This is a genomic window from uncultured Pontibacter sp., from assembly GCF_947502515.1.
Lineage (GTDB): Bacteria > Bacteroidota > Bacteroidia > Cytophagales > Hymenobacteraceae > Pontibacter.
The window spans coordinates 181286-207566 of record NZ_CANNAI010000007.1 but is presented as its reverse complement, the minus strand read 5'-3'; the positions used below and the strand labels follow the sequence as shown (position 1 = coordinate 207566).

The following is a 26281-nucleotide window of genomic DNA, read 5'->3' as shown; positions in this document are numbered from 1 at the left end:
TTTGCTTAGGCTGTAATCTGTAAGCGAACCTATTTCGTTGATTAGCCGAATACAGCCATATTGAATTACGTTGCATTAATGTTTACACATGGCCACAACTCATTATTCATTCGTCATTAATCATTAAGCATCATTCGTTATCTTTGGGAAAGAAGTTATTCTACTGATCGCTTTGGAAAAAACAGACCAGATCAATTTACTATACATCTCCTACTACTGGCCCCCTTCAGGCGGGCCGGGCGTGCAGCGTGGACTTAAGTTTTGCAAATACCTGCCACAGGCGGGTGTGCGGCCAAGTGTGTTAACCGTGGATGAGCGGCAGGCCTCTTACCCGGTGCTGGATCACACGTTTGCAAGAGAAGTGCCCGAAGGTACAGCCGTATATCGCACTGCTACCTCAGAGCCTTTTGAGTATTACAAAAAACTCTCGGGCAAGAAAGAAATACCTTATAGTGGCTTTGCCAACGAAGAAGCTAAAACTGGCTTCCTTGATAAGGTTTTCAAATTTGTGCGCGGCAACCTGTTTATACCGGATGCTCGTGTGGGTTGGAACAAGCATGCCCTCAAAAAGGCCGGAGAGCTGCTGCAGAACGACCAGTTTCAGGCGATCCTGACAACCAGCCCTCCTCACTCCACCCAGTTGATCGGATTGAAGCTGAAAGAAAAATATGGCCTGCCCTGGGTAGCGGACTTACGCGACCCCTGGACAAACATTCACTACTACGACCAGCTTTACCACACCCCGATCGCCAAGCGCATCGATAAGAAATACGAGTTGCAGGTGCTCGAGAAGGCCGATGCTGTGGTCGTGACCAGTGAGGACACGAAACGGCTTTTTCTGAATAAGCCGGTAAATATAAATCCGGACAAGATCCATGTAATCCCGAACGGGTACGACGAGGATGACTTTATATACCCTTCTACGCCGCCGCAGGACGAGTTTCTGATCACCTATACCGGCACGATCACAGAGAACTATAACATTGATGTGTTTCTAAAGGCGATTGCGCACCTGAGGTCCGTTAACACCGATATTAACTATAAACTGCGTTTTGTGGGTAAAGCGTCGGAGGGTGTGAAGCAGCGTATCCGGAAGGCCGGACTGGAAGGTATAACGGAGTTTGTGCCGCATGTGCCCCACAACGAAGCCATTAAGTACCTGATGGAAAGCACAATGTTGCTGATGGCTATAGCTGATGTGCCTGCTGTGTATTCCAATGTGCCGGGCAAGTTGTTTGAGTACCTGGCGTCGAACAAACCGATCGTTTGCCTCGGTCCTGTGCACTCCGACACCGACCGCATCATTGACGAATGCGGTGCCGGCCGCCTGTTCCATTATACGGCCTACGAGCTGATGCTTGACCACATGATGCTGATGAGCAAAGCCTGGTCCATCAACCCTAACCTTGACCTGCCCTACATCAACCATTCTCAGTTTTCGAGAAGGGCCCTGACGGAGAAGCTGGCCAAGGTGGTGAAACGGTTGGTAGTAAAGGCTGCTAAGGTTTAGTCAACTTACCAGTCTACCGTAACGGGTTTGAATTCATCTACTACATAAGAAATTAATACTTCTCTGTTATCAATAACCTTGATGACGTGGCGGGTCGTTCTTAAATTAAGAAAAACGGAGTCAGCAGCTGTGGGCATACCTAAAGCTGATTGTGAGAGGCTTGCAATCCTTTCTTTCGTTACAGTGAAAGATGTTTCGCCAGGTTTTACTAAATAGCCGATTTGTCGAGTCCGATTAATAGAGGGTGATGAAAGGACTTTACCTATGCCTTCTTTAGGGACAATTAACAGACCGACTATAATGCTGTCTTTTACAGAATTTCTTTCAAAATGAAATTTAATTTCGTCATCAAATGAAATACGCGAAGGCACTGCATGCCATTTAGCAGCTTTCGGAACATCAGTCATCTCCACCCTGTACCCCTTACTCTTATCACTATTTAAGTACTCCCATTTCAAATTTCTCACCTCATGCTGGTTCCCATATAAGTTCCAGGATGTAGAGGGTTTCGAAGAGTCACAGATACTATTAATATAGGTCTCGGTACACATGGGCTGCCCGTTTATTTTGCTGTTTCGAAGCTGGACATGGGGCCCATTGGTATCCTTCCCGAGATACGAGGCCATGAAGTACCCTTTATCGATCGTAAATTGAGAAGGTGGGCCAGATGTAAAGAAATGATTTTCCACGTATCTGAAAATCCCATCAACTTCATCATAGTTAGTAGATTTAACAGGCTTATCAGTGGTGTTGGCATCTATTACAACATAATCTACTTCTTCCTGAATAGGTATAGCTATATCGTCTTTGTCGGAATTGCAGCTAAAGAACATGAACGTAAAGCCAGCCAGGATCAGGGAGGATCTGTAAAGTTGCTTCATGATTTAAGTTTTTTAAAGATGGGACGTTAAATACAAGGTATTCATTATATTCTATACCAGCAATTACTATTCCATTAATCATTGGCAAAGTATAATTATTGAATAAACTTGTTCGTCACATCACGACTTACTAATCCAGGAAAAGCCTACCGCTATGTAGAAATAATTTATATGCTGCTCTCAAATGGATGTGCTAAATAGTGACACGATAATCCATCATATAGATATTTAACCTACAGGACAGGTATAGATCTTAATGGCTTCCCCCATTACATTATACCCATCGGCCAGGTATAGCCAGCCTTTGCGTTCATAGAAGTTCTCCAGGTCTGTGCTCAGGTATAGCGCCGGGTGACCAAGACGCTTGGCTTCGCTTAGGCCATGCTGTAGTAGTTGGCTGGCCATACCTTGGCCACGGTGCTCTTCATTTACATAGAGACAAGCCAGCCAAGGCATCAGGTCCTGACGGCTGATGATGTCGTTGGTGAGTAAGGCGTAGGAGCCGACGATATTCCCTTCGTGCCACAACACGTAAAACATCGGCAGCCGGGACTTGTCCTGAACAGCATGCAGGATGCAGTCTTCATAGAACTTAAAGTTAGACGAACTGCCCCAGCATGTCCAGAAATAATGGACAGCAGGTTGCATCAGGTCCGGACGGTCTGCGAGCGATAAGATTTCCATAGAACGATCTGTTTTATTTTAAAAATAGCTGGTGGCTTTTGCTCCCCCCTCCATAACCTACCACACCTGCCATCAATATACTATACCTGCTGCTGACAGTTCTGGAAAAAACGATTTTAGGTATGGCCACCTATGCTCATCCAGCTATATCAAATTAGCAACATTTCACGTGCTTTTCTCAGAGACGATCTTTAACTTAAATGTTCAAACATGAATAACGCAACCAGCTGTAAATACACAGCAATATTTGAGGAACGACTCCATGAACAGTACCCCTTCCTATAGCCATGGCGTAAGCACTACGCCCCTTCGCGGCGAAACCATTGGACAAAGCCTACGCAACACTGTTGAAAGATTTGGCGACCGCGAAGCGCTTGTGATGGTGACGCAGCATTACCGCGCTACTTACAGGCAGCTGTGGGAACAGGTGGAGCAGGTGGCTAAAAGTCTGATGGCTTATGGTATACAGAAAGGGGACCGGGTGGGCATTTGGTCACCAAATCGGGTGGAATGGGTGCTGGTGCAGTTTGCCACGGCCCGTGTAGGTGCGGTGCTTGTTAACATCAACCCGGCCTACAAAACCAATGACCTGAAGTATGCCCTGAAGCAAAGCCAGATTAGTCTGCTGATTGCTTCGCACTACTTCCGGCAAACAGACTATGTCGAGATGCTTAACCACATCCGTCCCGACTGCGATTACCCGACCCGTACCGTGATCATGGAGCGCGACTGGGAACGCTTTATCGCAGCAGGCCAGGCAGTGACTGAGCAGGAACTGGCTGAGCGGGAAGCGACCTTGCAGTTCGACGACCCGATCAACATACAGTATACCTCGGGCACCACGGGCTTGCCCAAAGGGGCTACCCTCTCCCATCACAATATACTAAACAATGGCTTCTTTATCGGGGAGACGCTGAAGTATACCGAGTATGATCGGGTGTGCATACCAGTGCCTTTTTACCATTGCTTCGGGATGGTGATCGGCAACCTGGCCTGTATCACACATGGGGCATGTATGGTCATTCCGGCCGAAACTTTTGACCCGGAACAGGTGATGCAGACCGTGCAGGCCGAAAAATGCACCTCACTGTATGGCGTGCCCACCATGTTCATTGCTGAGCTGGAGCACCCGAACTTCGCTCAATACGACTTCTCGACGCTGCGCACCGGCGTGATGGCCGGCTCCAATTGTCCCATTGAAACGATGAAACAGGTGCAGTCGCGGATGAACATGCGGGAAGTGACGGTATGCTACGGCATGACCGAAACCTCACCTGTCTCAACACAGAGTCAGCTGGACGATCCGCTGGAGAAACGTGTATCGACTGTTGGCAAGGTGCATCCGCACCTGGAAGTGAAGATTGTTGATCCGGATACAGGTCTGATCGTGCCGCGTGGCCAGAAAGGTGAGCTCTGCACCCGTGGCTATTCGGTGATGCTGGGCTACTGGGATATGCCGGAGGTAACAGAGCGGGTGCTACAAAACGGCTGGATGCATACCGGTGATCTGGCCGTAATGGACGAGGAAGGCTACGTGCAGGTGGTCGGCCGCATCAAAGACCTGATCATACGGGGTGGCGAAAACATTGCGCCACGTGAAATAGAAGAGTTTCTGCTCACCCACGAAGCTATATCGGACGTGCACGTGATCGGCGTACCCGACCATAAATACGGTGAAGAAGTCATGGCCTGGGTGAAGCTCCGAAAGGGTTTCTACGCTACTTCCGAGGACATAGCGGCCTACTGTAAAGGGCAGATCGCGACCTTTAAGATACCGAAGTACTGGAAGTTTGTAGAGGAATTTCCGATGACGGTAACAGGCAAGATCCGGAAAGTGGAAATGCGCGAAATCTCCGCCCAGGAACTGGGGTTGGTGGAAGAAGCTTAAATGCTAAAGCCAGTAGGTTATTGGTCACTTAATTTTTCACTCTGCTGCTGATCCTTGCTCCTTTTACCTATACTTTGGGTTGACTTAATTTATACCTGAATTACCTCACCAGATTGTAATTTACCCAACTATATCTGAACTTCCATACCTTCCAACCACTCCTCCACCTCCTGTACCAGCACTGTGTAGTTCTCCTTTGTATCCCCTGTTGTGCCCACCAAAGCGCTATACCTGAAGTCGAGGGCTTTGCAGAGCAGGAAGTAATGCGTCTTGATCTGGTTGGATGGGTGAAACTCCAGCACCTGGCATTGCTCCGAGAAAAGCAGATTGGTCAGGCCGGCGCCGTGCGGGGCAATGACGATCTCTGCTTCATAAAAGAGTTGCACCTGCTGCTGGTAGGTCATTTCCTCTGCCCGCACCACCTCGAAACCATACTTGTCGAGCAGCGGCAGGAGCTCCTGCTCGTTCAGCACGCGGCGGGTTTTGGCTTTCGCGCGACTGATGTAGATGCGCCTTTTACGGCTGTTCTGTTGCACGCCATACCCTTGCCATACCTTGTGGCGCAACCAGTCGGCCACCTCAAGGGGCAGGTAACCGCTTTGCGCATTGGCTACGAAAGAGGCTAATACAAATTCATCAACCTGCCATTTTTCATGCTTCCCAATGTAGACTACTTGGGCATGGGGATAGTTTCTCAGGACAAAGGCCAGCGTTTCGAACTGGTAAGGGGCCATGTCGCGGCGCATGATCACCTTGATCGGTTCCTTTGTAGACTCAAGCACCAGGTATAGGCGTGGCAGGCAGTCGAAGAACCAGTGGTAGTTATTATTGTCAGCCCAGGGCAGGTGCAGTACCGAGGTATAACGACCGCTCTGCTTTTTAGGCAACAGCAGCGATACTTCTTTAAAAGCGTCTGACTTGGCCAGCCGACTCACCTCTCCCACCGACTCCACCACGACTTTTCCGTCCAGCACCACAGCCCCGGAGTTACCCAACACTTCTACATCCTGCAACCGAATCAGGTACTGCTCTTTCTGCCGGTAGCCCAGGCTATAGTCGATGGCGTAGTTGAAGCTGCGGGCTGAATCTTCCAGGAATGCTCTCTCCGCTTCATTAAAATCGAGGACATAGCTGGGAGTAAGAACCTGTTTGCTTGGATGGTGCAACACCGAGGTATAGCGCGAATAATAGCCCAGCGTATGCAGCAACCCGAAAAAAGCTTTTTTCAACATGAAACAGTAGAGTTTGGGAATTCAGGAGTTTGAGAGTACAAGAAGACAGAAAGATTAAGAGTTTAGAAGTTAAAAGTTGAAATGTAGCGATGATACCTAGTCATAAGGTGGTGAACAACTATAAAACTAACATAACCTTGTAGGATCAGGACGTGACATGTCCAATCGTGGGCCGACAGTAATTTATTGATAGTCGTGCACGAAAAGCGATTAACCACTCCACCTTTCAACCATATAACCATCCAACAATAAGCAATTAACAATTTCCCAGTTCAACAACCAACAATTAAGAATCAACTATCAACAATTTAAGCAATCAACAATTAAATATTTAACTTGCAGCTTGGCGTGGGTTACAGTTTCTGAGCCCCGGTATAAAGTAAAAAATAAGCATGGCATTAGACCTAAATAATAAAGCTATACTCGTAACGGGCGGCACGGGCTCGTTTGGAAAGAAGTTCGTGGAGATGGTATACGCCCGTTTTCCGGATGTGAAGCGTGTGGTGATCTATTCCCGTGACGAGCTGAAGCAGTTCGAAATGTCGCAGGTTTTCCCGCACAGCAAGTACAATTCCGTTCGTTATTTTATCGGCGACGTGCGTGACGGCGATCGTTTCAAAAGAGCCTGCGAGGGTATTGATATTATTGTGCACGCCGCTGCCATGAAGCAGGTGCCTGCCGCTGAGTACAACCCGATGGAGTGCATCAAGACGAATGTACTGGGTGCCGAAAACATCATCAATGCCGCCCTCGACACCGGGGTGAAGCACGTAGTGGCACTCTCGACGGACAAAGCCGCTGCTCCGATCAACCTGTATGGCGCTACCAAACTTTGCTCTGACAAGCTTTTTGTAGCCGCCAACAACATGAAGGGCAAGCGCGACATCAAGTTCTCAGTGGTACGTTATGGCAACGTGATCGGCTCCCGCGGCTCTGTGGTACCTTTCTTCTTGAAAAAGCGTGAAGAAGGCGTACTGCCTATTACCCACCCGGATATGACCCGTTTCAACATTTCGCTGGAAGAAGGCGTGGAACTGGTTTTCCATGCGCTGGAGCATCATTGGGGAGGCGAGATCTTCGTGCCGAAGATTCCTTCTTATGTGATCACCGATCTGGCTGAGGCCATTGGTCCGAACTGCAAACAAGAGGTGGTAGGTATACGACCAGGCGAAAAGCTACACGAAGAGATGATCACAGAGACCGACTCTCTGAACACGGTGGAGCTGGATAAGTACTATGTAATTGTGCCTTCAACGCCGCTCTGGACGGTGGAGGATTTTATGAAAGCGCACAATGGCAAAATGGTGGAACTGGGCTTTAAGTACAACTCCGGCACCAACACCGACTGGCTTAGCGTAGAGCAGCTCCGCGAGCAAATCCGCCAGCATGTGGACCCTAGCTTTAGTGTATAATTAATAATGAGTAATGAATAATGATTTGCTCTTTGATGTAGCAGCCCACATTAATCATTACTCACTATTCATTCGTCATTACTCACTATTCATTATTAATTAAAAACATGAAGCCTATCCCTTACGGCCGCCAGCACATCACCGAGGCAGATATTGCCGCGGTTGTAGAGACACTGCAGTCAGACTTCCTGACGCAGGGGCCGAAAGTGGCGGAGTTTGAGCAGGCCTTCGCCAGTTATGTGGGGGCCAAGTACGCTGTAGCCGTAAGCAACGGCACGGCCGCGCTGCACCTCTGCGCGATGGCGCTGAACGTGAACGAGAACTCTCGTGTGATCACCACGCCCATCACCTTTGTGGCCTCGGCCAACTGCGTGCGTTACTGCGGTGGCACCGTCGAGTTTGCCGACATTGACCCGGCAACGGCCCTGATTGACATTGCGCAGGTACGCCAGATGGTGGAAGGCAAGCCCCAAGGCTACTACAGCGGCATCATTCCGGTGGACTTTGCCGGCAACCCGGTGAACCTGGAGGAGCTGCGCCAGCTGGCAGACAAGCACGGGCTGTGGATTATCGAGGATGCGGCCCACTCCCCGGGGGGCTTCTTTGTCGACAGCAAAGGCGAGCGGCAGTTCTGCGGCAACGGTAAATTTGCCGAGCTGGCCATCTTCTCCTTCCACCCCGTTAAGCACATCGCCACAAGCGAGGGCGGCATGGTGACCACCAACGACGAGAATCTGTACAAGAAACTGCTGCTTTACCGCACCCACGGCATCACCCGCGATGCGGACCTTTTGGAGGAAAACCACGGCGGCTGGTATATGGAGATGCAGGCGCTGGGCTACAACTATAGAATCCCCGACATGCTCTGCGCCCTGGGCATCTCTCAGCTGGCCAGAGCAGACGAGGGCATGGTCCGCAGAAGAGAGATTGCACAGGTATACGACGAGGCTTTCGCCGATGCGGCAGGTATAACGGTGCTCGGTACCAACCCGGCGGCGCTGACCAAGGCGGGTGAGACGGGCCACGCCTACCACCTGTACGTCATCCAGGTGGCTGACCGCAAGAGTCTCTATGACTACCTGCGGGAGCACAACATATTTGCGCAGGTGCACTACATCCCGGCCCACACCATGCCCTACTACCGCAGTCTGGGCTACAATAAAGGTGACTTCCCGAAGGCCGAGCGTTACTACGAAGCCTGCCTCAGTCTGCCGATGTACCCAAGCCTGACGGTCGAGGAGCAGCAATTCGTGATCGAGAAAGTAAAAGAATTTTGCAAGGATTGAGTTTGGATACCCCATCACCGGCACAGCGGCTGATCCTGGGTACGGCGCAGTTTGGTCTCCCCTACGGCATCAGCAACCAGCGCGGACAGGTGCCCGAAGCTGAGGTAGCCTTCATATTAGCCGAAGCGGCGAAAGCAGGTATAGACACACTGGATACGGCGGCGGCCTATGGCAACAGCGAGCAGTGTCTGGGCAGTGTCCTGCACAACTTGCCGGCACCTTACCGTATCATCAGCAAGTATCCGCCAAACCAGCCAGATAAAACCATCAGGCAGGCATTCCAGGAATCAATTGAGCGTCTGCGAGCAGACAAGCTTTACGGCTACCTGCTGCATAGCTATGCGAGTTACAGCGTTAAACCAAGTGTGCTGGACGAGCTGCAGGAGCTGAAATCATCTGGTCAGGTGGAGAAGGTGGGGCTCTCACTCTATCATCCGGCTGAGGCGGAGGAACTGCTGCGGCGGGAGGCGCCAATTGATCTCGTGCAGTTCCCCTATAGCATTTTCGACAGGCGATTTGAGGAGCTACTGCCAGAGCTGAGAAACCGGGGCATTGAAACGCATGTCCGCTCGGTATACCTACAAGGGCTCTACTTTATGCAGCCGGCCCAATTGGCGCCATACCTGCAGGAGACTGCCCCCAAACTAAAGCGGCTGCAGCAACTGGCCAACGCTTACCAGCTCCCGATCGGGGCGGTTTGTCTGGCTTTTGCGCTGGCAAATCCCTATATTTCCAGAGTGGTGATCGGTGTGGAGAGCCTAAAAACCCTGCAGGAGAACATCAGCTTCTGCAACACGACCTTACCTGAGGCACTGCACAATGAACTATTAGAATTGAAAGAAGAAAACGAAAATATACTCTTACCCTACATGTGGCCCGCACGATGAGCAGAAGTCTGACTAATATGTTTTCTTTAACGGGCAAAGTGGCCCTCGTGACGGGTGGCTACGGCCATTTGGGCACCGCCATCAGCCTGGCATTGGCCGAGGCTGGCGCTTCCGTTTATGTGTTGGGCCGAAGCGAGGCAAAATTCAAAGAGGCTTTCAGCGAACATACTGACCTTCACCTATCTTTTGTCTGCTGCGACATCTCCGATACCAAAACTGTTGCTGCCGCCTTTGAGCAGGTGCAGCAGGCAGAGGGCCGGATCGACGTACTGGTAAACAATGCCTTTTACTCCAAAGGCCAACAGCCCGAGCAGCTTACCGATGAGGAATGGGCCTACGGCATCGACGGCAACCTCAACAGCGTTTACCGCTGCATCCGGGAAGTGATTCCCTACCTGAAGCAGAACGGAGGCCGGATCATCAATGTGTCTTCCATGTACGGCATGGTCTCCCCCGATTTCAGCATCTACGACGAGAGTCCGGCTTTCCTGAATCCGCCGCATTACGGAGCTGCCAAGGCGGGCGTGCTACAACTCACGCGCTACTTTGCCTGCTACCTGGGTAAGTCTAACATTACGGTTAATGCAGTAACGCCGGGGCCTTTCCCGAGTGAGCAGGTGCAGCAGAACGAAAAGTTTGTGGAGCAGCTGAAAAAGAAGAACCCACTGGGCCGCATCGGTAAGCCCGACGACCTGAAAGGTGCTTTCGTATACCTGGCCTCAGACGCATCGGCCTATATGACAGGACAGAACATGGTGCTGGACGGAGGCTGGACGGCATGGTAAAGGTAGGCGCCATCATACAGGTGCGCCTGGGTTCGGAGCGACTTCCCGGCAAAGCATTGCTGCCGCTCCCCTTCGGCAGCAATACCAGCCTGCTGGAACATGTGGTGAACAATGCCCAGTCTGCAAGTTCTTTACAGCAAACGATTGTGGCTACCACCACCCGAAACGCTGATGACGCCATTGAAGCGTTTTGCCAGACAAAAGCCATACCCTACCTGCGTGGCTCAGCCGACGATGTGTTGGATCGCTTCCTACAGGCCGCACATACCTATGAACTGGATGTGATTGTGCGCCTGACGGGGGACAATCCTTTTGTGCTGCCAGTCACGATCGCCCAGGCAGTGAAAAAGCTGCTACAGACAGAATCAGACTATATCACCACCACCGGTCTGCCCCTAGGCACTAACGTGGAGGTGTTTACCCGTCAGGCCTTGGAAACGGCAGCCACCGAAGCATCCGAAGCCGCTGACCGTGAGCATGTAACGCCCTACATCAGGAGAAAGGCCAATCTCAATAGACAGACTTTGCCTTATACCTCCCCCATCGAAGCACTGCGCCTTACCGTAGACTACCCTACAGATTACGCATTGGCCTCCATGATCATGGACCGGCTATGGAAGCAGGGTCAGCCGGTGACGCACGAGCAGATCTGGGAGTTGCTGCAGAAACACCCTTGGCTGCAGGAGGTCAACGCCGCTAATTCGCAGCGGCAGGTCTTTGAGTCAGAGGAAGAGGAAATAGCTGCTGCCAAAAAAATGCTGCAGGCCGGAGGTTTTACAAAAGCATTGCGTAAGCTGTGAGAGCGCTCCTAAAACTTAAATAACATGATTCAGAAAACACGCATCATTTTCAGAGCAGACGGAAACAGCCGCATCGGGTTGGGCCACGTCACGCGCTCGCTGGCACTGGTGCATATGCTGCGCCGGGAGTTTGAGTGTGTTTTCGCCATTCAATCGCCTGACCAAGCCTTGCAGGAGCGCATCCGCGAAGTCTGCGATGGCATCATCGTGCTTCCTCCTGCCGATCCGGCTGCGGACCGCTTTATACACGAACTGGATGCTTATATCTCAGAAGAAGAGATCGTGGTGCTGGACGGCTATACCTTTGGTACAGCTTACCAGCAGAATATAAAATCACGCGGCGCAGCAGTGGTCTGCATCGACGATATCCATACCTATACCTTTGTGGCTGATGCGGTGATCAACCAGGCAGGTGGCGTTTCACCCGATAATTACCAAGCAGCACCCTATACCCGACTACTGCTCGGTCCGCACTATGCGCTGCTCCGTCCAGCCTTCCTGAGAGCCGCCAAAGCTACCCGTTCTATACCTGAAGGCGAGTTGCGTGTGCTGGTTTGCATGGGAGGTGCCGACCCGGACAATCAAACCTTACAAGCGCTGGAAGCACTTAAAGCTATACCTGCCGTCAAGCAAGTCGAAGTAGTGGTAGGCAGCGCCTATACCCGCTTACACGAGCTGAAACAATACCTAAAAGAACAGCCTCAAACCAAACTGCACCGCGATCTTTCCGCTGAGAGTCTTCGCCGCCTGATGTCCAAATGCCAGGCCGCCATTACCTCTGCCAGTGGCATCTCTTATGAATACGCCGCCGTGGGTGGAGTATTATTTGTGAAGCAAACCGCCGATAATCAGGCAGGTATGCACCAGTTCCTGACCTCAGCAGGTATAGCCCTGGACTACAGCAATCTTTCTAGTTTACTGAAGCAAGGTATAAGCGAAGAGCAATTTGCAGCCCAACTCACAATTCAACGACAGTTTTTCGATGGGAAGAGTCCGGAGCGGTTGCAGCAGCTTTTTAAAAGCCTCAGCCTGGCGACAAGCTTAAAACTCAGGAAAGTTAAAGCAGAGGATTTGCAGCTGCTCTTCAACTGGGCCAACGACCCGGAGGTGCGCCGGCACTCCTTCAACCAGGAGCCCATTCCGCTGGAGGATCATACCCGCTGGTTTAAGGGCAAACTTGACAACCCCAATGCCATGCTCTATCTTGCCGAAGCAGACGGAACCCCAGCCGCCCACATCCGCTTCGACATCAAAGGCAGCACAGCTACGATCAGCTACCTGATTGCGGCTGACTACCGGGGCAAAGGCCTGGGACACACTGTGCTGCTGAAAGGCACACAGCATCTGCTTCAGGAACGACCTGAGTTACAGTTGGTGGAGGGATTGGTGCAGCAGGATCACAAAGCCTCTGTGCGATCTTTTGAGAAAGCCGGTTTCACTTACGGTGAAGCTGACCCGGCTCACCCGAAAGCATTCCGTTTTGTTTGGCAGCCAAAGGCTAGCGCATAGTTTAGAAACAGAAATCATGATCAACGATATTAGTATTGCCGGCCGTCTGATCGGTCCTCCCCATAAGCCCTTTATCATTGCGGAGATGTCGGGTAACCACAACCAGTCGTTGGAGCGGGCACTGGCCATCGTGGACGCCGCCGCCGATGCGGGTGCGGATGCCATCAAACTGCAGACCTACACCGCCGACACCATGACCCTGCCGGGTGCCCTGACCATCGAAGACGAGGGTTCTCTGTGGAAAGGCCGTGAGCTGTACGACCTCTACAAAGAAGCCTACACCCCATGGGAGTGGCACCAGCCTATTTTCGAGCGGGCACGGGAGCGCGGCATTATCGCCTTCTCCTCTCCTTTCGACGAATCCGCAGTGGACTTTCTGGAGAGCCTGGACGCTCCCGCTTACAAGATTGCTTCATTTGAAAACACGGACCACCCGCTACTGCGCAAAGTAGCGGCCACCGGTAAGCCTGTGATCATGAGCACCGGCGCTGCCACCGTGCAGGAAGTGGCCGAAGCCGTGCAGGTACTGCGCGAGGAGGGCTGTCTGGAGCTGATCCTGCTCAAGTGCACCTCCACCTACCCGGCCACACCGGAGAACACGAACCTGCGCACCATCCCGCACCTGAGTGCACTCTACGACGTGCAGGTCGGCCTCTCGGACCATACCATGGGCGTGGGCGCGTCAGTAGCTGCTGTAGCCTTGGGTGCAACAGTTATCGAGAAGCACTTTACCCTCAGCCGCGCCGACGGTGGTGTGGATTCCGCCTTCTCGCTGGAGCCAGCCGAGCTGCATTTGCTGGTGGTAGAGTCAGAAAGAGCCTGGCTGGCGCTGGGGCAGGTGCAGTACGGCGTGCAACGGGCTGAGGAGAAAAGTCGCCTGTTTAAGCGCTCCATCTACGCTGCTCATGATATAAAAGCAGGTGAGGCATTTACCAAAGAAAACATCCGGGTGATCCGCCCGGGTCTGGGGCTTCCGCCGAAACACTATGAAAACCTACTGGGCAAAAGCGCTGCACAGGGCATCAAAGCAGGCACGCCGCTTAGCTGGGACATGGTATAACACATGAAAGACTGGTATAACCTGTACAGCAACATTCTATACCTGCACTTTTCCGAAGGTTTTTACAAGCTCCCCGAAAGTGCCAAGAACGCAGCATCGCCTGGCAATCCGGCGATGCGACTGCTGCGCATGGCCGGCTATACCCTGGTGCGGTTGATTGGCAATCTGTTTCGGACTGTGGAGCAGCCGGAACAACTGCAGGGCAAGGTATGGCTGTATGTGGTGAGTCAGAATAATTATGACAGCCTGAACTTCTTAGAGGCAGCTATACCTGAGGCGGTAATGGTAGCAGGCCAGAGGAAAGCGATTGGCAGGTATAACCAAAAGGTGGCGCGGCTCTCACTGCGCAAAAAATTACTCTCCTACTATAAGTTTCCATACCTGTTTTTTCAGTTTCTGCAGCATCGCAAGCACAACACCCTCCGCTTCGTAGATCTGCTCTACGATGCCATTGGTTTTTATGAAGTATACCTGCAGAAACTGAAACAGTACCGCCCGCAAGCCATCGTCTTTGCCAACGACCACAACGCCGATGCCCGTGCCATGCTGCTGGCGGCTAAGAAATTAGGTATACCTACCGTTTACGTGCAGCATTCCAGCGTTAGCAACTTATTTCCGCCGCTGTCATTTGATTTAAATTTACTCGAAGGCCAGGATTCGCTGGACAAGTACAGGCAGTGCGGACCGGTGCAGGGCCGAGTTGAGTTTATAGGCATGCCCAAAGCCGATAGGTTTGTGCCGCTCCGTAACGAGAGTCGTCAAGTGCAAACACTAGGTATAGCTTGCAACCTGATGGACCGGGTGGAGGAAGTGGAGCAGCTGATTCGCCAGATTAGCCGTGATTTCCCGCAGCTCAGGATTCTGCTGCGCCCTCACCCACGCGACAAACGCAGCTATACCTTTGTCACCGGCATCAGCCCGAACGTCAGCCTGACTAACGCCCGACAACAGTCCGTGTTTGAATACCTGCAAGGTATAGACATGCTGATCAGCGGCAACTCCGGCATCCACTTGGAAGCGGTGCTGCTCAATGTATGGTCGGTTTACTATAACTTCAACCCGACAGAGGAGCTGCATGATTATTATGGCTTTGTGAAACACAGTCTGGTGGAAGAAGCCACTTCCTACGATTCACTCAAGCCAATGCTCGCACAAGGGATAGCACACAAACCGCAGGTTTACCAGCGAGCCAGCTATTACCACGCGACTGTTGGAACAGCGTATGACGGCAGGAGCGGCGAACTGGCAGCTGACTTTATAAAAGCAATGTTGGCTACCACCAATCAATTATAAGAATCGGCTACCTTTGTGGCCTGAAAAAGAAACATGAGTAAACATCTCCAGCGAGAGGGTATTTGGAACACCGTGATCTCATATGCCGGCATCGCCATCGGCTATGTGAACACTATCCTGCTTTTCCCTAACTTTTTGGAGGAGGAGGAAGTGGGCCTAACGCGCCTGCTGATCCAGATTTCGGTGATGTTTGCGCAGTTCTCCGCCCTCGGCTTCGTGAACATGAGCGTGCGCTATTTCCCCTATTTCAGGGATAAGAGCAAAGAGCACCACGGCTTCCTGTTTCTGATGCTGGCTATACCTGTGCTGGGCTTTGGCGCCATTACTGGATTATTCCTGCTGTTCAAGCCAGTTGTGATCGACTATTATATCGAGAATTCTCCTCTCCTGCTCGATTACTATTACTTTGTAATTCCGCTGGCCTTTTTCACGCTGCTTTTCAATCTGCTAACAGCCTACCTGCGCTCCCTGTTCAAGACCATCATTTCGTCATTCGCCCAGGATTTCCTGCTGCGCATCCTCACGACGGCGCTGATTGGGCTCTATGCCTTTGACTGGATCGAATTCAGGCAATTCGTGCTGCTTTACATTGTCATCAATGCGGTGATCACACTCTCACTGGTGGTGTATGCGCTCTGGTTAAAGCAACTTTTTCTGAAGCCGCGCCTGGCTGCGCTCAGTATCGTACCCTTGCGTGAAATGCTTTATTTCGGCTTTTTTACCTTCCTGGGCAACATCTCGGTGACCATCATCACCACTGTCGATCAGATCATGATCAGCTCTTACAGCCTTGGCGACAACGGTATTTACACCACAGCCTTTTTTATCACCAGCGCAATCATGGTACCGGCACGATCCATTTTCAAGATCGCTTTTCCGCAGGTAGCCGAGTACTGGAAAGACAAGGACATGGCAGGTATGGAGCGGCTTTACAAGCAAATCACATTGATCAACCTGATTGTGGGTTTACTGTTATTCATAGGCATCTGGGCCAACATTGACAACCTCTTCTCTTTTATGCCGGAAACCTACCGGGCTGGTAAGTATGTAGTATTGTTCCTGTCCATGGCACGCATCATCGACCTGGCCACAGGTATAAACGGTATCATTCTGGCTACTTCTGAGAAGTACCGCTGGGACCTGCTTTTCAACGTGGTGCTGGCAGGACTTACGATTTGGACTAACTATGTGTTCATTCCGCTGTACGGGATAAACGGTGCGGCCCTTGCTTCCATGATTTCGTATGTCACTATCAACCTGCTGCGCCTTTTCTTTGTGCAGTACCTCTATAAAATGCAGCCCTTTGCATGGAATTCGCTGGGTGTGACAGCCATTGCCGCGGTGGCGCTGGGGGCTTCCTACCTACTCCCTTTCCTGGAGAATAAATATTTAGACATCTTGGGAAGATCACTTCTGATCACCACTATATACATGGGCCTGATGCTGGGCTTGCGGGTATACCCGGATATGAACCAATGGCTGGCTAACTCACTGAATAGGTTTAGAAACAATAAGTAAGCATACACTTGCCTGTTTCCGGCAGAAAGCGTGCTCCTGTAACTAACAGGTAGGCAGGTCGTTGTAAATATTAATAGTACTAAATAAGCAACAGACATGCAACGAACCATCTTATCTTTATTGTTAACGATCTTTCTATCTGGTGTCTCATGCGCAGATAAAGAGCAAAACCAATCTGATACAGGCAAGGAAAGCGCTTACCAGGAATACAGAGAGTTTGTATTAGCTACTGAGCAGCAAGCTAATTCGAATGACCAGTCAAGCCTGCAGGAATGGGATGGAGAGGTCAGAGAGCTTAAAGAATCATACCTCACCCATGAAAGTAGAATAATGCAATATTCCGATGCGTACGAACCAGAACGTAGGGAGGAAATTGAGGAACTGCGAAGAAGGTATGATGCAGCAATACAAAAATTACAGGAGCGGCACGAAGATGTAAGCAGACGTTACCAGCTCCGGCAGGAGATGCTGGGTATTGATGTGGAGTCGGATGATCTGAGTGAGATCACAACAGCTAATCTGGCAGCAACTTATCAGCATTTTGTCAACACCCTGGATCAAAATAAAGCGCAATACTCAGGACGCGACTGGGAAATGATAGAAGGTTGGTGGAACGCCCTTCAGAACAGAACGAAAGAACTGGCACAAAGTCTAAGCCCTGCTGACAGATCCGCCATTGCAGAGTCAGAGAAGCGCTATCTACAGATCAGACAATCAGTTTAGCCTGAGCTAACGCTTATACCTTAATAACCCGTCGTCAGGTTGAATGACTCTACCTTGGAGTCGAGCACTTTACCGTTTTCACACTTCAATACACGGTGTGGATATCTATTGATGATCTCGTAGTTGTGTGTGGCCATCAGGATGGCTGTACCACTATTATTGATCTCGTTGAAGAGCTGCATGATACCATCCGCCACGATTGGGTCAAGGTTACCGGTTGGTTCGTCAGCCAGCAAAATAACGGGCTCGTTGAGAAGAGCACGGGCTACCACAATGCGCTGCTGCTCACCCCCAGATAGTTGGTGCGGCAGTTTGTTCGCGGCCGCATCTAGCCCGACACGCATCAACACTTCTGTAATGCGCTGCTTGCGCTTCGACTTGTCTTTCCAGCCTGTAGCTTTCAGCACAAAAGCCAGGTTTTCAGCTACCGTACGATCAAAGAGTAACTGAAAGTCCTGAAACACGATACCAATCTTGCGGCGCAAAAAAGGTACTTGCTTACGCGGGAGCTTCGTGAGTTTAAAATCAGCGATAGTGCCAACTCCGGTTTGAAGCGGCAAATCACCGTAAAGGGTTTTGAGCAAAGAGCTTTTTCCGCTACCAGTGCGCCCCACCAGGTATACAAACTCCCCTTTGTCAATGTCGAAGTTGACACTGCTCAATACGGTGTTTACGTCCTGATAAATGGCCACGTCGCGTAGCGATACCACGGGTGTAGATGAAGAAAAGCTCATAAGAAAATTAAATGTCTAGTTGCTGCAGTTTACCGAACTCAAGGGACTCAATCAGCGCAGCCAAAGCCTCCTCTTTTCCTTCCAGGCCATAGCGGTCCAGGTTCTTGAGCGGCCGGTCTGCCCTAAAATAAGCGATCAGCACGAAATTATCGTCGCGCAGCTGAATATAATCCGGAATTTTGGCCTTGCCCTTTACTTTGATGATATACATCTTTTTTTAATGAATAATGAGTAGTGACTAATGAAGAATTGCCAGGTATAGAATGGATAATGATCAATGAAGTAAAATGTTTAAGATTTGCACCTTAGTCACTCTACCCCATTAATCATTACTCATTATTCATTAGTTATTACTTATTTCCTTTGGCGTGGTCAGCCAGGAATTTCTGCAGACCGATGTCAGTCAGTGGGTGGTTCAGAAGGCCTGTGATCACTGAAAGCGGACAAGTTACCACATCGGCACCCAACTCAGCGCACTGCACCAGGTGCATTACGTGACGTACCGAAGCAGCCAGTACCTGTGTCTGGTAACCGTAGTTGCCATAAATGTGCACGATCTGCTCGATCAGCTGCAAACCATCCGTTGATACGTCGTCCAGACGGCCTACGAAAGGAGACACATACGTAGCACCTGCCTTGGCAGCCAGAATCGCCTGACCAGCAGAGAATACCAGTGTACAGTTCGTTTTGATGCCACGCTCGCTGAAGTGACGGATTGCCTTCACGCCTTCACGTGTCATTGGCACTTTCACTACAATGTTCGGGTGCAGTTCGGCCAGCAGTTCGCCTTCGCGTACCATGCCGTCGAAGTCCGTTGCGATCACTTCGGCGCTGATGTCACCATCCACGATTTCGCAAATCTGCTTGTAGTGCGCCATCACATTGTCGTGTCCGAAGATACCTTCTTTGGCCATCAGCGATGGGTTGGTGGTAACACCGTCGAGCACACCGAGGTCGTGCGCTTCCTGAATTTCCTGCAGGTTTGCAGTATCAACAAAGAATTTCATAATGCTGGGGATGTAGATTTTCCTACAAATCTAACGCAATATGCCCTAAGTCAAAAGACATTGTATAAAAGATGCGGGACAATTGAGGTATAAGCCCTCAAAGGCAGGTTAACCTATTGTATGGCAGGGTATAGGGAGCAGCAGCAGAAGCAACTGAGCTTAAAACAAGAAGACCGGCAACGGGCCGGTCAGAAAAGTATGGGCAAAAAAAAGTGGCAAACCAACATCGCGCCGCTTCAACCATCTACCCTTGCTGCCTTCCGGCCCTGGGGGAGTTCGACGGGAGCTGGCCGTGCCGATTTGCCGTTACAAAAGTACGAAGATTATCCTGAAGTGCAAATTTATTCAGCAGAATAATGCAGTAATAGCGGCAATAAGGAGGTAGCACATTAAGCCTCAGTGTGATTACAAGAAAAATTATTTCGAGAAGCTTCAGAGCAAAGTTGATAGACTTTTTTTGTCTGAGTCTTAATGTAGGATCCCTTCCTACTACTGTACTAAACATGCTAAAAGGGTCTTAAAGCTTTAAAGCTAGATTCTGCCAATTAAAACTGTCCCCTTGAGGAAAAACGAGAACGAGAGTTCGAAGATTGTGACCGTAGGTAAAAGGGGTGTTTTATAGGCCAAAGACCATTCAGAGCAGAAATGAAATAGTAAAACAGCCGTCTTTTACACCCCTATGGTCCCCTCAAGGGGACAGTTTCGCTTCCTGTATTCAGCCTCAATAGCCAGAAAACAATTCTTTCACAGGTTTAAAACAGCGGTGTCCCCCACCCCAAAATACGTGGGGCAGTATGCACGATTAACCTGCCCCTCCCGTGAAGTAGGGCCTTTAAGTTCTAGCAAATTCTCCCCTTGAGGACAAGTGAGACGCGAGTCGAAACTTTCGAGCGAAGCTCACGGAGGGGCATTGAGGCTGCGGATGAATCGTGAATAATTACGCTACTGGCAATTTAGCACCGACTTTACACCCCTATAATCCCCTCAAGGGGATAATTACGGACAGAGCTGCCCTATCTCCCAAGAGGGGAATCTCTGCTACTGCCTTTTCACAGGTATAAGCATCGTAGTTTATGTTACACGCCACTGGCAGGTATAGCAAGACAAACTCGCACGCTCACAATGAAACAAGCAGCAGTGCCAAGTGCACTTAAATGACTACCCACTGTTTGAGCGTTCAGCGAGTTTGGGGAGTCTTGATTTTTTTGCTTACTTTTTTCATCAAGGAAAAAAGTAGGTGCCCGCCGCACAGGCGAAGCAATGAAACAACTCAGGTAGCTATACCTACAACAGCAGCAGCTAAATCCTATACTCAGGTCAGAGACCCCACCATAGTAAACACGAGCGAGGACGCTCGCGCCATAACAGCCCCCGCTGGAGAAGCAAAAAAACCTACTGACTAGTACTCCTCAAAACATATATCCCCTATTTTTGGCAAAAAAGCCTAATACACCTTACCTTTGCGCATGCCAGAAAAAATACTGATTCTCGACTTCGGCTCCCAGTACACCCAATTGATTGCAAGACGGGTGCGCGAGCTAAATGTGTATTGTGAGATTTACCCTTACAATAATGTTCCGGAACTCACGGAAGATGTCAAAGGCGTTATTCTATCGGGCAGCCCCTGCTCGGTGCGCGACCACGAACACCCTACCATCGATCTAAGCCAGTATATGGGCAAGCTACCCTTACTGGGCGTGTGCTACGGCGCACAACTGATCGCTTACGAGCACCAGGGCGAAGTAACCCCATCCACCATTCGCGAATACGGTCGTGCCAGACTTACAGAGCTGCACACCGCTAACCGTCTGATGAAAGAACTCACCCCGGGTTCGGTGGTATGGATGTCACATGGTGATACGATCAAAGAAATTCCAGACAATTTTGAAGTAATAGCCAGTACGGAAACGGTGCGTGTAGCTGCTTACAAGCTGCGTGACCAGGAGACCTACGGCATTCAGTTTCACCCGGAAGTAACCCACTCTGACGAAGGCAAGACTTTGCTCCGCAACTTCGTGGTGCATATCTGCGATTGCCAGCAGGACTGGACATCGGAGCAGTTTGTGGACGCCACAGTAGCTGAGTTGAAAGAGCAGCTGGGCAATGACAAGGTTGTACTTGGCCTGTCTGGCGGTGTTGATTCCAGTGTGGCTGCCATGCTGATCCACCAGGCAATCGGCAAAAATCTGTATTGTATCTTCGTAGACAACGGCCTGCTGCGCAAAGACGAGTTCGAGACTGTGCTTGATTCATATAAGCACATGGGCCTGAATGTGAAAGGCGTTGACGCCAAAGACCGCTTCTATGCAGCACTGGCTGGCATCTCTGACCCCGAAGGCAAGCGCAAGGCGATCGGCCGTGTGTTTATCGAGGTGTTCGACGACGAAGCGCATCAGATTGAAGACGTAAAATGGCTGGCACAAGGCACTATTTACCCGGACGTGATTGAATCGCTAAGCGTAAAAGGTCCTTCAGCTACGATCAAGTCGCACCACAACGTGGGCGGTCTGCCTGACTTCATGAACCTGAAAGTGGTTGAGCCACTCAAAACACTTTTCAAAGACGAGGTGCGTTTGGTAGGTAAGACACTTAAGATAGATGATGCTATCCTGGGTCGCCATCCTTTCCCTGGTCCTGGTTTGGCAATCCGTATTTTGGGTGACATCACACCGGAGAAGGTACATGTGCTGCAGCAGGTAGATCATATCTTCATCAGCAACCTGAAAAAATCAGGACTGTATGACGAGGTATGGCAGGCAGGCGCTATCCTGACACCTTTGCAATCAGTTGGTGTAATGGGCGACGAGCGTACTTACGAAAATGTGGTGGCCCTTCGTGCTGTGACATCCATTGACGGCATGACAGCAGACTGGAGCCGTTTGCCGTATGAGTTCCTGGCCGATGTATCAAATGAGATCATCAACAAGGTAAAAGGTGTAAACCGCGTCGTATACGATATCAGCTCGAAGCCACCAGCAACCATCGAGTGGGAATAGTATTAGTGAGTGAATTTTGAATGAGTGATTGCGTGAATAGTAATGAATCGAGTTGTTCTCTAAACAGTAAATGAGTTATTCAAATACTGTTCTTATCAGTTCGTTTATTCGCTAAATCACTCATTCACTCATTTAAAACCTCGCTCAATCAAAAATAAACAAGATGAAGAGAAGCTTATTGAAGCATGCAGCGGGTGTGCTGCTAATGGCTGCGCTTGCGCTACCGGCACAGGCCCAGCAGGATTATAGCACGACCTATAGCAATGGCAAGGTACTGATAGAGCAAGAGCGCTACGATAAGGTCATGGCCGAGCTGCTACCGATCACGCAGGCTGGTCCCAAAAATCAATATGCTCCCGAAGCTTCTTACCTGTATGCCGTAGCGGCACTCAAGGCAAACAAACTGCCGGAAGCCCGACGTATGCTACAGCAGCTACAGGGCCAGCATTCCAATTGGCCTAATCAACCTGAAGCAAGTTACCTACTGGCCAATGTGCTGTTTGAGCAGGGTGAGCACGAGCAGGCGCTGGCAGAGTTGAATAGCTTGCGTTCCGCTAAACTGCAAGCTGATGCCGAAAACCTGAAGCGTCACTACCTGATGCGCATTACCGACCGCGAAACTTTCGAGCAACTACTGCAGCGCTATCCGGATGATAAAGCTGTCGCACAGACCTATGCTGACAAGTTACTGGCTGGTTGGTATCGTCCTGAGGACAGAACTACGCTGGAAAGCATTGTTTCGAAGCACCGCCTGGACCGCAACCGCTACCTGAGTGCCAATGCCATGCGCAAGCAGGCTTATAATGTAGCAGCTCTGATGCCTTTTCAGCTGGACCAGGACCTGGGACAGGCAGCACGTAAGAATCAATTTGCCACCGACCTCTTTGCGGGCATGAAGATGGCGCAGGACTCCCTAAAGCGCCAGGGCATCAACATCAACCTGTATGCTTACGATGCAGGCACCGACACAACTGCTGTAAAGCGAATCCTGGAAACTTCGGAGCTCAAAAGCATGGATCTGGTTATCGGCCCAGTTTACAGGTCATCAGCCAAGATTGCGGCTCGTTTTGCTTCACAGAATAATGTGAATGTAGTCAACCCGCTTACCCAGGACCTGGAAGTAGCTGCCGATAATGCCAACATTTTTTTGTTTGAGTCTTCTGTAGCGACGCAGGCACGACAGGCTGCTACCTATGCTTACCATACTTTTGAGCCTAAAACGGCTGTCATCCTGTATGAAGACAACAAAGATGATGTCGCGTTTAGCCAGCATTACCGCGAGCAATTCCTGAAATTAGGAGGCAAAGTAGCAGCTTATAAAAAAATAAACTCTGCACAGAGCTCTGCCACCGCCACTGTTTTCAAAGACCTGAAACTGGAGAATGTTGGTCACCTGGCTGTTTTCTCAGATCAGATGACGGCTGCAGCAAACACAGTTAGCACCTTGCAGTCCAGAGCAGCCACGCTGCCTCTCGTAACATTTGAAAAGTGGCTGGGTATTGGGCAGCTGACTCTGCGCCAGTTAGATGATCTGGAGATCTATTTTGTAAATCCGAAATACATCGACCAGATGAGTTCCGCAGCTCGTCACTTCCGTAAGAGGTATGCGGCCAGGTATAACATGCCACCCTCACAGTATGCTTATGCCGGTTTTGAAATGATGTATTATTTCGGAACACTGCTCCAAAATTACGGCCCTCGTTTTAACCTGGCGCTTGGCTCAGAGGGACTCCGCCCGGGTGTTTTTTACAAAGGTATAGGCTATACCGATCGTGCAGCTCTTAATGAAGTGCGCCGCGACAACCAGTATATCCCAATTACCAAATTGGAAAACCTGCAACTAACTGTCGTAAATCCGATCTTTTAATGCTTTAGGCATTACCTATTAGGGTATAGCACCTTGCCCATATCATTGCTTTTAAATTCAAAGAAACCAGAATTATGAAAATAGCACCAATCAGCGAAGAACTTTTCCAGCGTGCACAGCACTCCATACCAGGTGGGGTAAACTCTCCTGTACGAGCCTTTAGAGCTGTGGGCGGAAATCCACGTTTTATGGTATCGGCCAAAGGTCCTTATATGTTCGACGAGGACGGCAACCGCTACATCGAGCTCATCAACTCCTGGGGGCCTATGATTTTGGGGCATGCTGCTGAAATTGTGCAGGAAGCTGTGCAGCAGGCTATACCTAATTCGCTTTCTTTTGGAGCGCCAACCCGCAAAGAAATTGAAATCGCGGAGCTGATCGTGGACATGGTACCTTCAATCGAGAAAGTACGCATGGTAAACTCCGGCACCGAAGCTACCATGTCGGCAGTGCGTGTGGCCAGAGGCTATACCGGCCGCAACAAAATGATCAAATTCGAAGGCTGCTACCATGGCCACGGCGACTCTTTCTTGATCGCTGCTGGTAGTGGCGCCATCACCCTTGGCGTACCAGATAGCCCAGGTGTCACGAAGGGAGTGGCGGCTGATACGCTTACGGCTCCTTTCAATGACCTGGAGGCTGTGAAGACACTGGTAGAGGCTAACAAAGATCAGGTAGCAGCTATCATATTAGAGCCAGTAGCTGGTAACATGGGCTTAGTGCTACCTCAGGCAGGTTTCCTGCAAGGCCTGCGTGACCTCTGCACCAAAGAAGGCATCGTGTTGATATTTGATGAAGTAATGACTGGTTTCCGTCTGTCACCAGGTGGAGCGCAGCAGTTGTTTGGCGTTACGCCAGATATGACTACGTTGGGCAAGATCATCGGTGGCGGCATGCCAGTGGGTGCATACGGTGGTAAGAAAGAGATCATGAACTTTGTAGCGCCAGCCGGCCCGGTGTACCAAGCGGGTACGCTCTCCGGTAACCCAATTGCGATGTCGGCAGGTATGGCCATGCTACAGTACCTGCAGAGCCACCCGGAGGTATATACGACATTGGAGCGCACTACCTCCAACATGGTAAGTGGCATGAAGCAGAACATGCAGGAACTGGGAATGAACTTCACCATCAACCATGTAGGCTCTATGTTCAGCATCTTCTTCACAGAGCAGCCTGTTACCGATTTTGAAAGTGCTAAGTCATCCGATACAGCCATGTTTGGTCGCTATTTCAATAGCATGCTGCAGCGCGGCGTATACCTGGCTCCATCCCAATATGAGTCGTTGTTCGTATCCACTGCCATCACTGATGAGTTGGTACAAGAGTACCTGCAGGCAAACCGGGAAGCGCTTCAGGAAGCGGTACAACAGTAACCTATACCTTAGAATAAAGAAAGAAACGGCAGCCCATACCAGGGCTGCCGTTATTATTGAAGGTATAGCCAGACCACTTTATGCAGGCAGGCATGGCTCCTAACGTCAGCACTTCTATCCCCCTCCCGTTAGCCTTTAAATTAATCAGCCATTTAACTATTCAGCTAATACACAATCAACAATTCGCCCATTTTGCTTACTTTTACGGTCATAACATTGCACCCCATGATTCTTACAGATAAGCAGATTTTAGAAGAGGTTGAGAAAGGCACTATTTTAATTGAGCCGTTCAGACGCTCCAGCCTTGGTACCAACTCTTACGACGTACACCTGGGCCGCTACCTGGCCACTTACCGCGACGAAGTACTCGACGCCCGTCAGCACAACCAGATTGATGTCTTTGAAATCCCGGAGGAGGGATTTGTCCTGCAGCCTAATACGCTATACCTGGGCGTAACTCTGGAGTATACCGAAACACATGCACACGTTCCTTTTCTGGAAGGCAAGTCAAGCGTAGGTCGCCTTGGCATCGACATCCATGCGACGGCAGGTAAAGGCGATGTAGGCTTCTGCAATACATGGACTCTGGAAATTTCGGTGACGCAGCAGGTGCGTGTGTATCACGGCATGCCGATCGGTCAATTGATTTACTTTGAAGTAAAAGGCGGCATTGAAAACTATTATAATAGTAAAGACAATGCCAAGTATAACAACCGCACTACCAAGCCTGTCGAATCGATGATGTGGCGCAACGAATGGTAATTTGCCTCTAAAAAAATATTAAAAAAAGGTCAAATATTAGCTTATTTGACCTTTTTTGGCATAATTCCTGCACT

Annotated in this window: 22 protein-coding genes and 1 other RNA gene; 16 read left to right on the top strand and 7 right to left on the bottom strand. The window is 50.3% G+C overall.

Annotated elements, in window-relative coordinates; genetic code table 11:
• Nucleotides 1-172 precede the first annotated feature (172 nt).
• On the top strand, nucleotides 173-1510 hold the full coding sequence (locus tag Q1A54_RS17275; protein ID WP_299990629.1) for a glycosyltransferase family 4 protein: 1338 nt from the start codon (nucleotides 173-175) through the stop codon (nucleotides 1508-1510).
• 5 nt (nucleotides 1511-1515) lie between these two features.
• Here the strand turns inward: Q1A54_RS17275 and Q1A54_RS17270 are convergent, their stop codons facing one another.
• Both Q1A54_RS17270 and Q1A54_RS17265 read right to left on the bottom strand, forming a co-directional pair.
• The gene (locus Q1A54_RS17270; protein WP_299990627.1) at nucleotides 1516-2391 is read right to left on the bottom strand and encodes a hypothetical protein; all 876 of its coding nucleotides are present in this window, start codon (nucleotides 2389-2391) and stop codon (nucleotides 1516-1518) included.
• Nucleotides 2392-2619: 228 nt separating this feature from the next.
• Nucleotides 2620-3075, bottom strand: coding sequence for a GNAT family N-acetyltransferase (locus tag Q1A54_RS17265; protein ID WP_299990625.1), 456 nt, complete (start codon nucleotides 3073-3075; stop codon nucleotides 2620-2622).
• A gap of 262 nt (nucleotides 3076-3337) precedes the next feature.
• Between Q1A54_RS17265 and Q1A54_RS17260 the strand changes: the two genes are divergently transcribed.
• On the top strand, nucleotides 3338-4963 hold the full coding sequence (locus Q1A54_RS17260; protein WP_299990623.1) for an AMP-binding protein: 1626 nt from the start codon (nucleotides 3338-3340) through the stop codon (nucleotides 4961-4963).
• Between the two features lie 128 nt (nucleotides 4964-5091).
• On the opposite strand, the gene Q1A54_RS17255 is transcribed toward Q1A54_RS17260, so the two are convergent.
• Entirely contained in the window at nucleotides 5092-6195 is a 1104-nt protein-coding gene (locus Q1A54_RS17255) for a glycosyltransferase family 61 protein (protein ID WP_299990621.1), read from the bottom strand.
• A gap of 392 nt (nucleotides 6196-6587) precedes the next feature.
• Between Q1A54_RS17255 and pseB the strand changes: the two genes are divergently transcribed.
• The 10 genes from pseB (at nucleotide 6588) to Q1A54_RS17205 (ending at nucleotide 17468) form a co-directional block, all read left to right on the top strand.
• Nucleotides 6588-7607: a UDP-N-acetylglucosamine 4,6-dehydratase (inverting) gene (pseB, locus tag Q1A54_RS17250; protein ID WP_299990619.1), complete on the top strand. Its 1020-nt coding sequence runs from the start codon at nucleotides 6588-6590 to the stop codon at nucleotides 7605-7607.
• A gap of 107 nt (nucleotides 7608-7714) precedes the next feature.
• Nucleotides 7715-8893, top strand: coding sequence for a UDP-4-amino-4,6-dideoxy-N-acetyl-beta-L-altrosamine transaminase (gene pseC, locus Q1A54_RS17245; protein ID WP_299990617.1), 1179 nt, complete (start codon nucleotides 7715-7717; stop codon nucleotides 8891-8893).
• Nucleotides 8890-9780, top strand: a complete 891-nt coding sequence (locus Q1A54_RS17240) for an aldo/keto reductase (RefSeq protein ID WP_299990615.1) — start codon at nucleotides 8890-8892, stop codon at nucleotides 9778-9780. The genes pseC and Q1A54_RS17240 overlap by 4 nt, the downstream gene beginning before the upstream one ends.
• A 17-nt stretch (nucleotides 9781-9797) precedes the next feature.
• Nucleotides 9798-10565: an SDR family oxidoreductase gene (locus tag Q1A54_RS17235; protein ID WP_299990613.1), complete on the top strand. Its 768-nt coding sequence runs from the start codon at nucleotides 9798-9800 to the stop codon at nucleotides 10563-10565.
• The gene (locus Q1A54_RS17230) at nucleotides 10559-11365 is read left to right on the top strand and encodes a glycosyltransferase family protein (protein WP_299990611.1); all 807 of its coding nucleotides are present in this window, start codon (nucleotides 10559-10561) and stop codon (nucleotides 11363-11365) included. The genes Q1A54_RS17235 and Q1A54_RS17230 overlap by 7 nt, the downstream gene beginning before the upstream one ends.
• A gap of 24 nt (nucleotides 11366-11389) precedes the next feature.
• Entirely contained in the window at nucleotides 11390-12874 is a 1485-nt protein-coding gene (pseG, locus tag Q1A54_RS17225; RefSeq protein ID WP_299990609.1) for a UDP-2,4-diacetamido-2,4,6-trideoxy-beta-L-altropyranose hydrolase, read from the top strand.
• A 16-nt stretch (nucleotides 12875-12890) separates the two neighbouring features.
• On the top strand, nucleotides 12891-13934 hold the full coding sequence (gene pseI / locus Q1A54_RS17220) for a pseudaminic acid synthase (RefSeq protein WP_299990607.1): 1044 nt from the start codon (nucleotides 12891-12893) through the stop codon (nucleotides 13932-13934).
• 3 nt (nucleotides 13935-13937) lie between these two features.
• Nucleotides 13938-15227: a hypothetical protein gene (locus Q1A54_RS17215; RefSeq protein WP_299990605.1), complete on the top strand. Its 1290-nt coding sequence runs from the start codon at nucleotides 13938-13940 to the stop codon at nucleotides 15225-15227.
• A gap of 33 nt (nucleotides 15228-15260) precedes the next feature.
• The gene (locus Q1A54_RS17210) at nucleotides 15261-16745 is read left to right on the top strand and encodes a polysaccharide biosynthesis C-terminal domain-containing protein (protein WP_299990603.1); all 1485 of its coding nucleotides are present in this window, start codon (nucleotides 15261-15263) and stop codon (nucleotides 16743-16745) included.
• 96 nt (nucleotides 16746-16841) lie between these two features.
• Nucleotides 16842-17468 carry a hypothetical protein gene (locus tag Q1A54_RS17205; protein WP_299990601.1) on the top strand — a complete coding sequence of 209 codons (627 nt, stop codon included), beginning with the start codon at nucleotides 16842-16844 and terminating at the stop codon, nucleotides 17466-17468.
• A 20-nt stretch (nucleotides 17469-17488) separates the two neighbouring features.
• On the opposite strand, the gene Q1A54_RS17200 is transcribed toward Q1A54_RS17205, so the two are convergent.
• From Q1A54_RS17200 to ffs, 4 genes are all read right to left on the bottom strand, one after another.
• On the bottom strand, nucleotides 17489-18202 hold the full coding sequence (locus Q1A54_RS17200) for an ATP-binding cassette domain-containing protein (protein ID WP_007654511.1): 714 nt from the start codon (nucleotides 18200-18202) through the stop codon (nucleotides 17489-17491).
• 7 nt (nucleotides 18203-18209) lie between these two features.
• A complete protein-coding gene (locus Q1A54_RS17195; protein WP_007654512.1) occupies nucleotides 18210-18413 on the bottom strand; it encodes a hypothetical protein in 204 nt (67 codons plus the stop codon).
• Nucleotides 18414-18552: 139 nt separating this feature from the next.
• Complete coding sequence (gene fsa / locus Q1A54_RS17190; protein WP_007654513.1) at nucleotides 18553-19209, bottom strand: fructose-6-phosphate aldolase; 657 nt, start codon at nucleotides 19207-19209, stop codon at nucleotides 18553-18555.
• A gap of 209 nt (nucleotides 19210-19418) precedes the next feature.
• Nucleotides 19419-19516, bottom strand: an RNA gene (gene ffs / locus Q1A54_RS17185) — signal recognition particle sRNA small type.
• A gap of 1159 nt (nucleotides 19517-20675) precedes the next feature.
• On the opposite strand from ffs, the gene guaA reads away from it, so the two are divergent.
• The 4 genes from guaA (at nucleotide 20676) to dcd (ending at nucleotide 26207) form a co-directional block, all read left to right on the top strand.
• Complete coding sequence (gene guaA / locus Q1A54_RS17180; RefSeq protein ID WP_299990599.1) at nucleotides 20676-22205, top strand: glutamine-hydrolyzing GMP synthase; 1530 nt, start codon at nucleotides 20676-20678, stop codon at nucleotides 22203-22205.
• A gap of 163 nt (nucleotides 22206-22368) precedes the next feature.
• Nucleotides 22369-24072 (top strand): ABC transporter substrate-binding protein, encoded by a 1704-nt coding sequence (locus tag Q1A54_RS17175; protein ID WP_299990597.1) that lies wholly within the window; start codon nucleotides 22369-22371, stop codon nucleotides 24070-24072.
• 74 nt (nucleotides 24073-24146) lie between these two features.
• The gene (gene hemL, locus Q1A54_RS17170) at nucleotides 24147-25445 is read left to right on the top strand and encodes a glutamate-1-semialdehyde 2,1-aminomutase (protein WP_299990595.1); all 1299 of its coding nucleotides are present in this window, start codon (nucleotides 24147-24149) and stop codon (nucleotides 25443-25445) included.
• Between the two features lie 225 nt (nucleotides 25446-25670).
• Nucleotides 25671-26207 (top strand): dCTP deaminase, encoded by a 537-nt coding sequence (gene dcd / locus Q1A54_RS17165; protein ID WP_007654526.1) that lies wholly within the window; start codon nucleotides 25671-25673, stop codon nucleotides 26205-26207.
• Nucleotides 26208-26281: the final 74 nt, after the last annotated feature.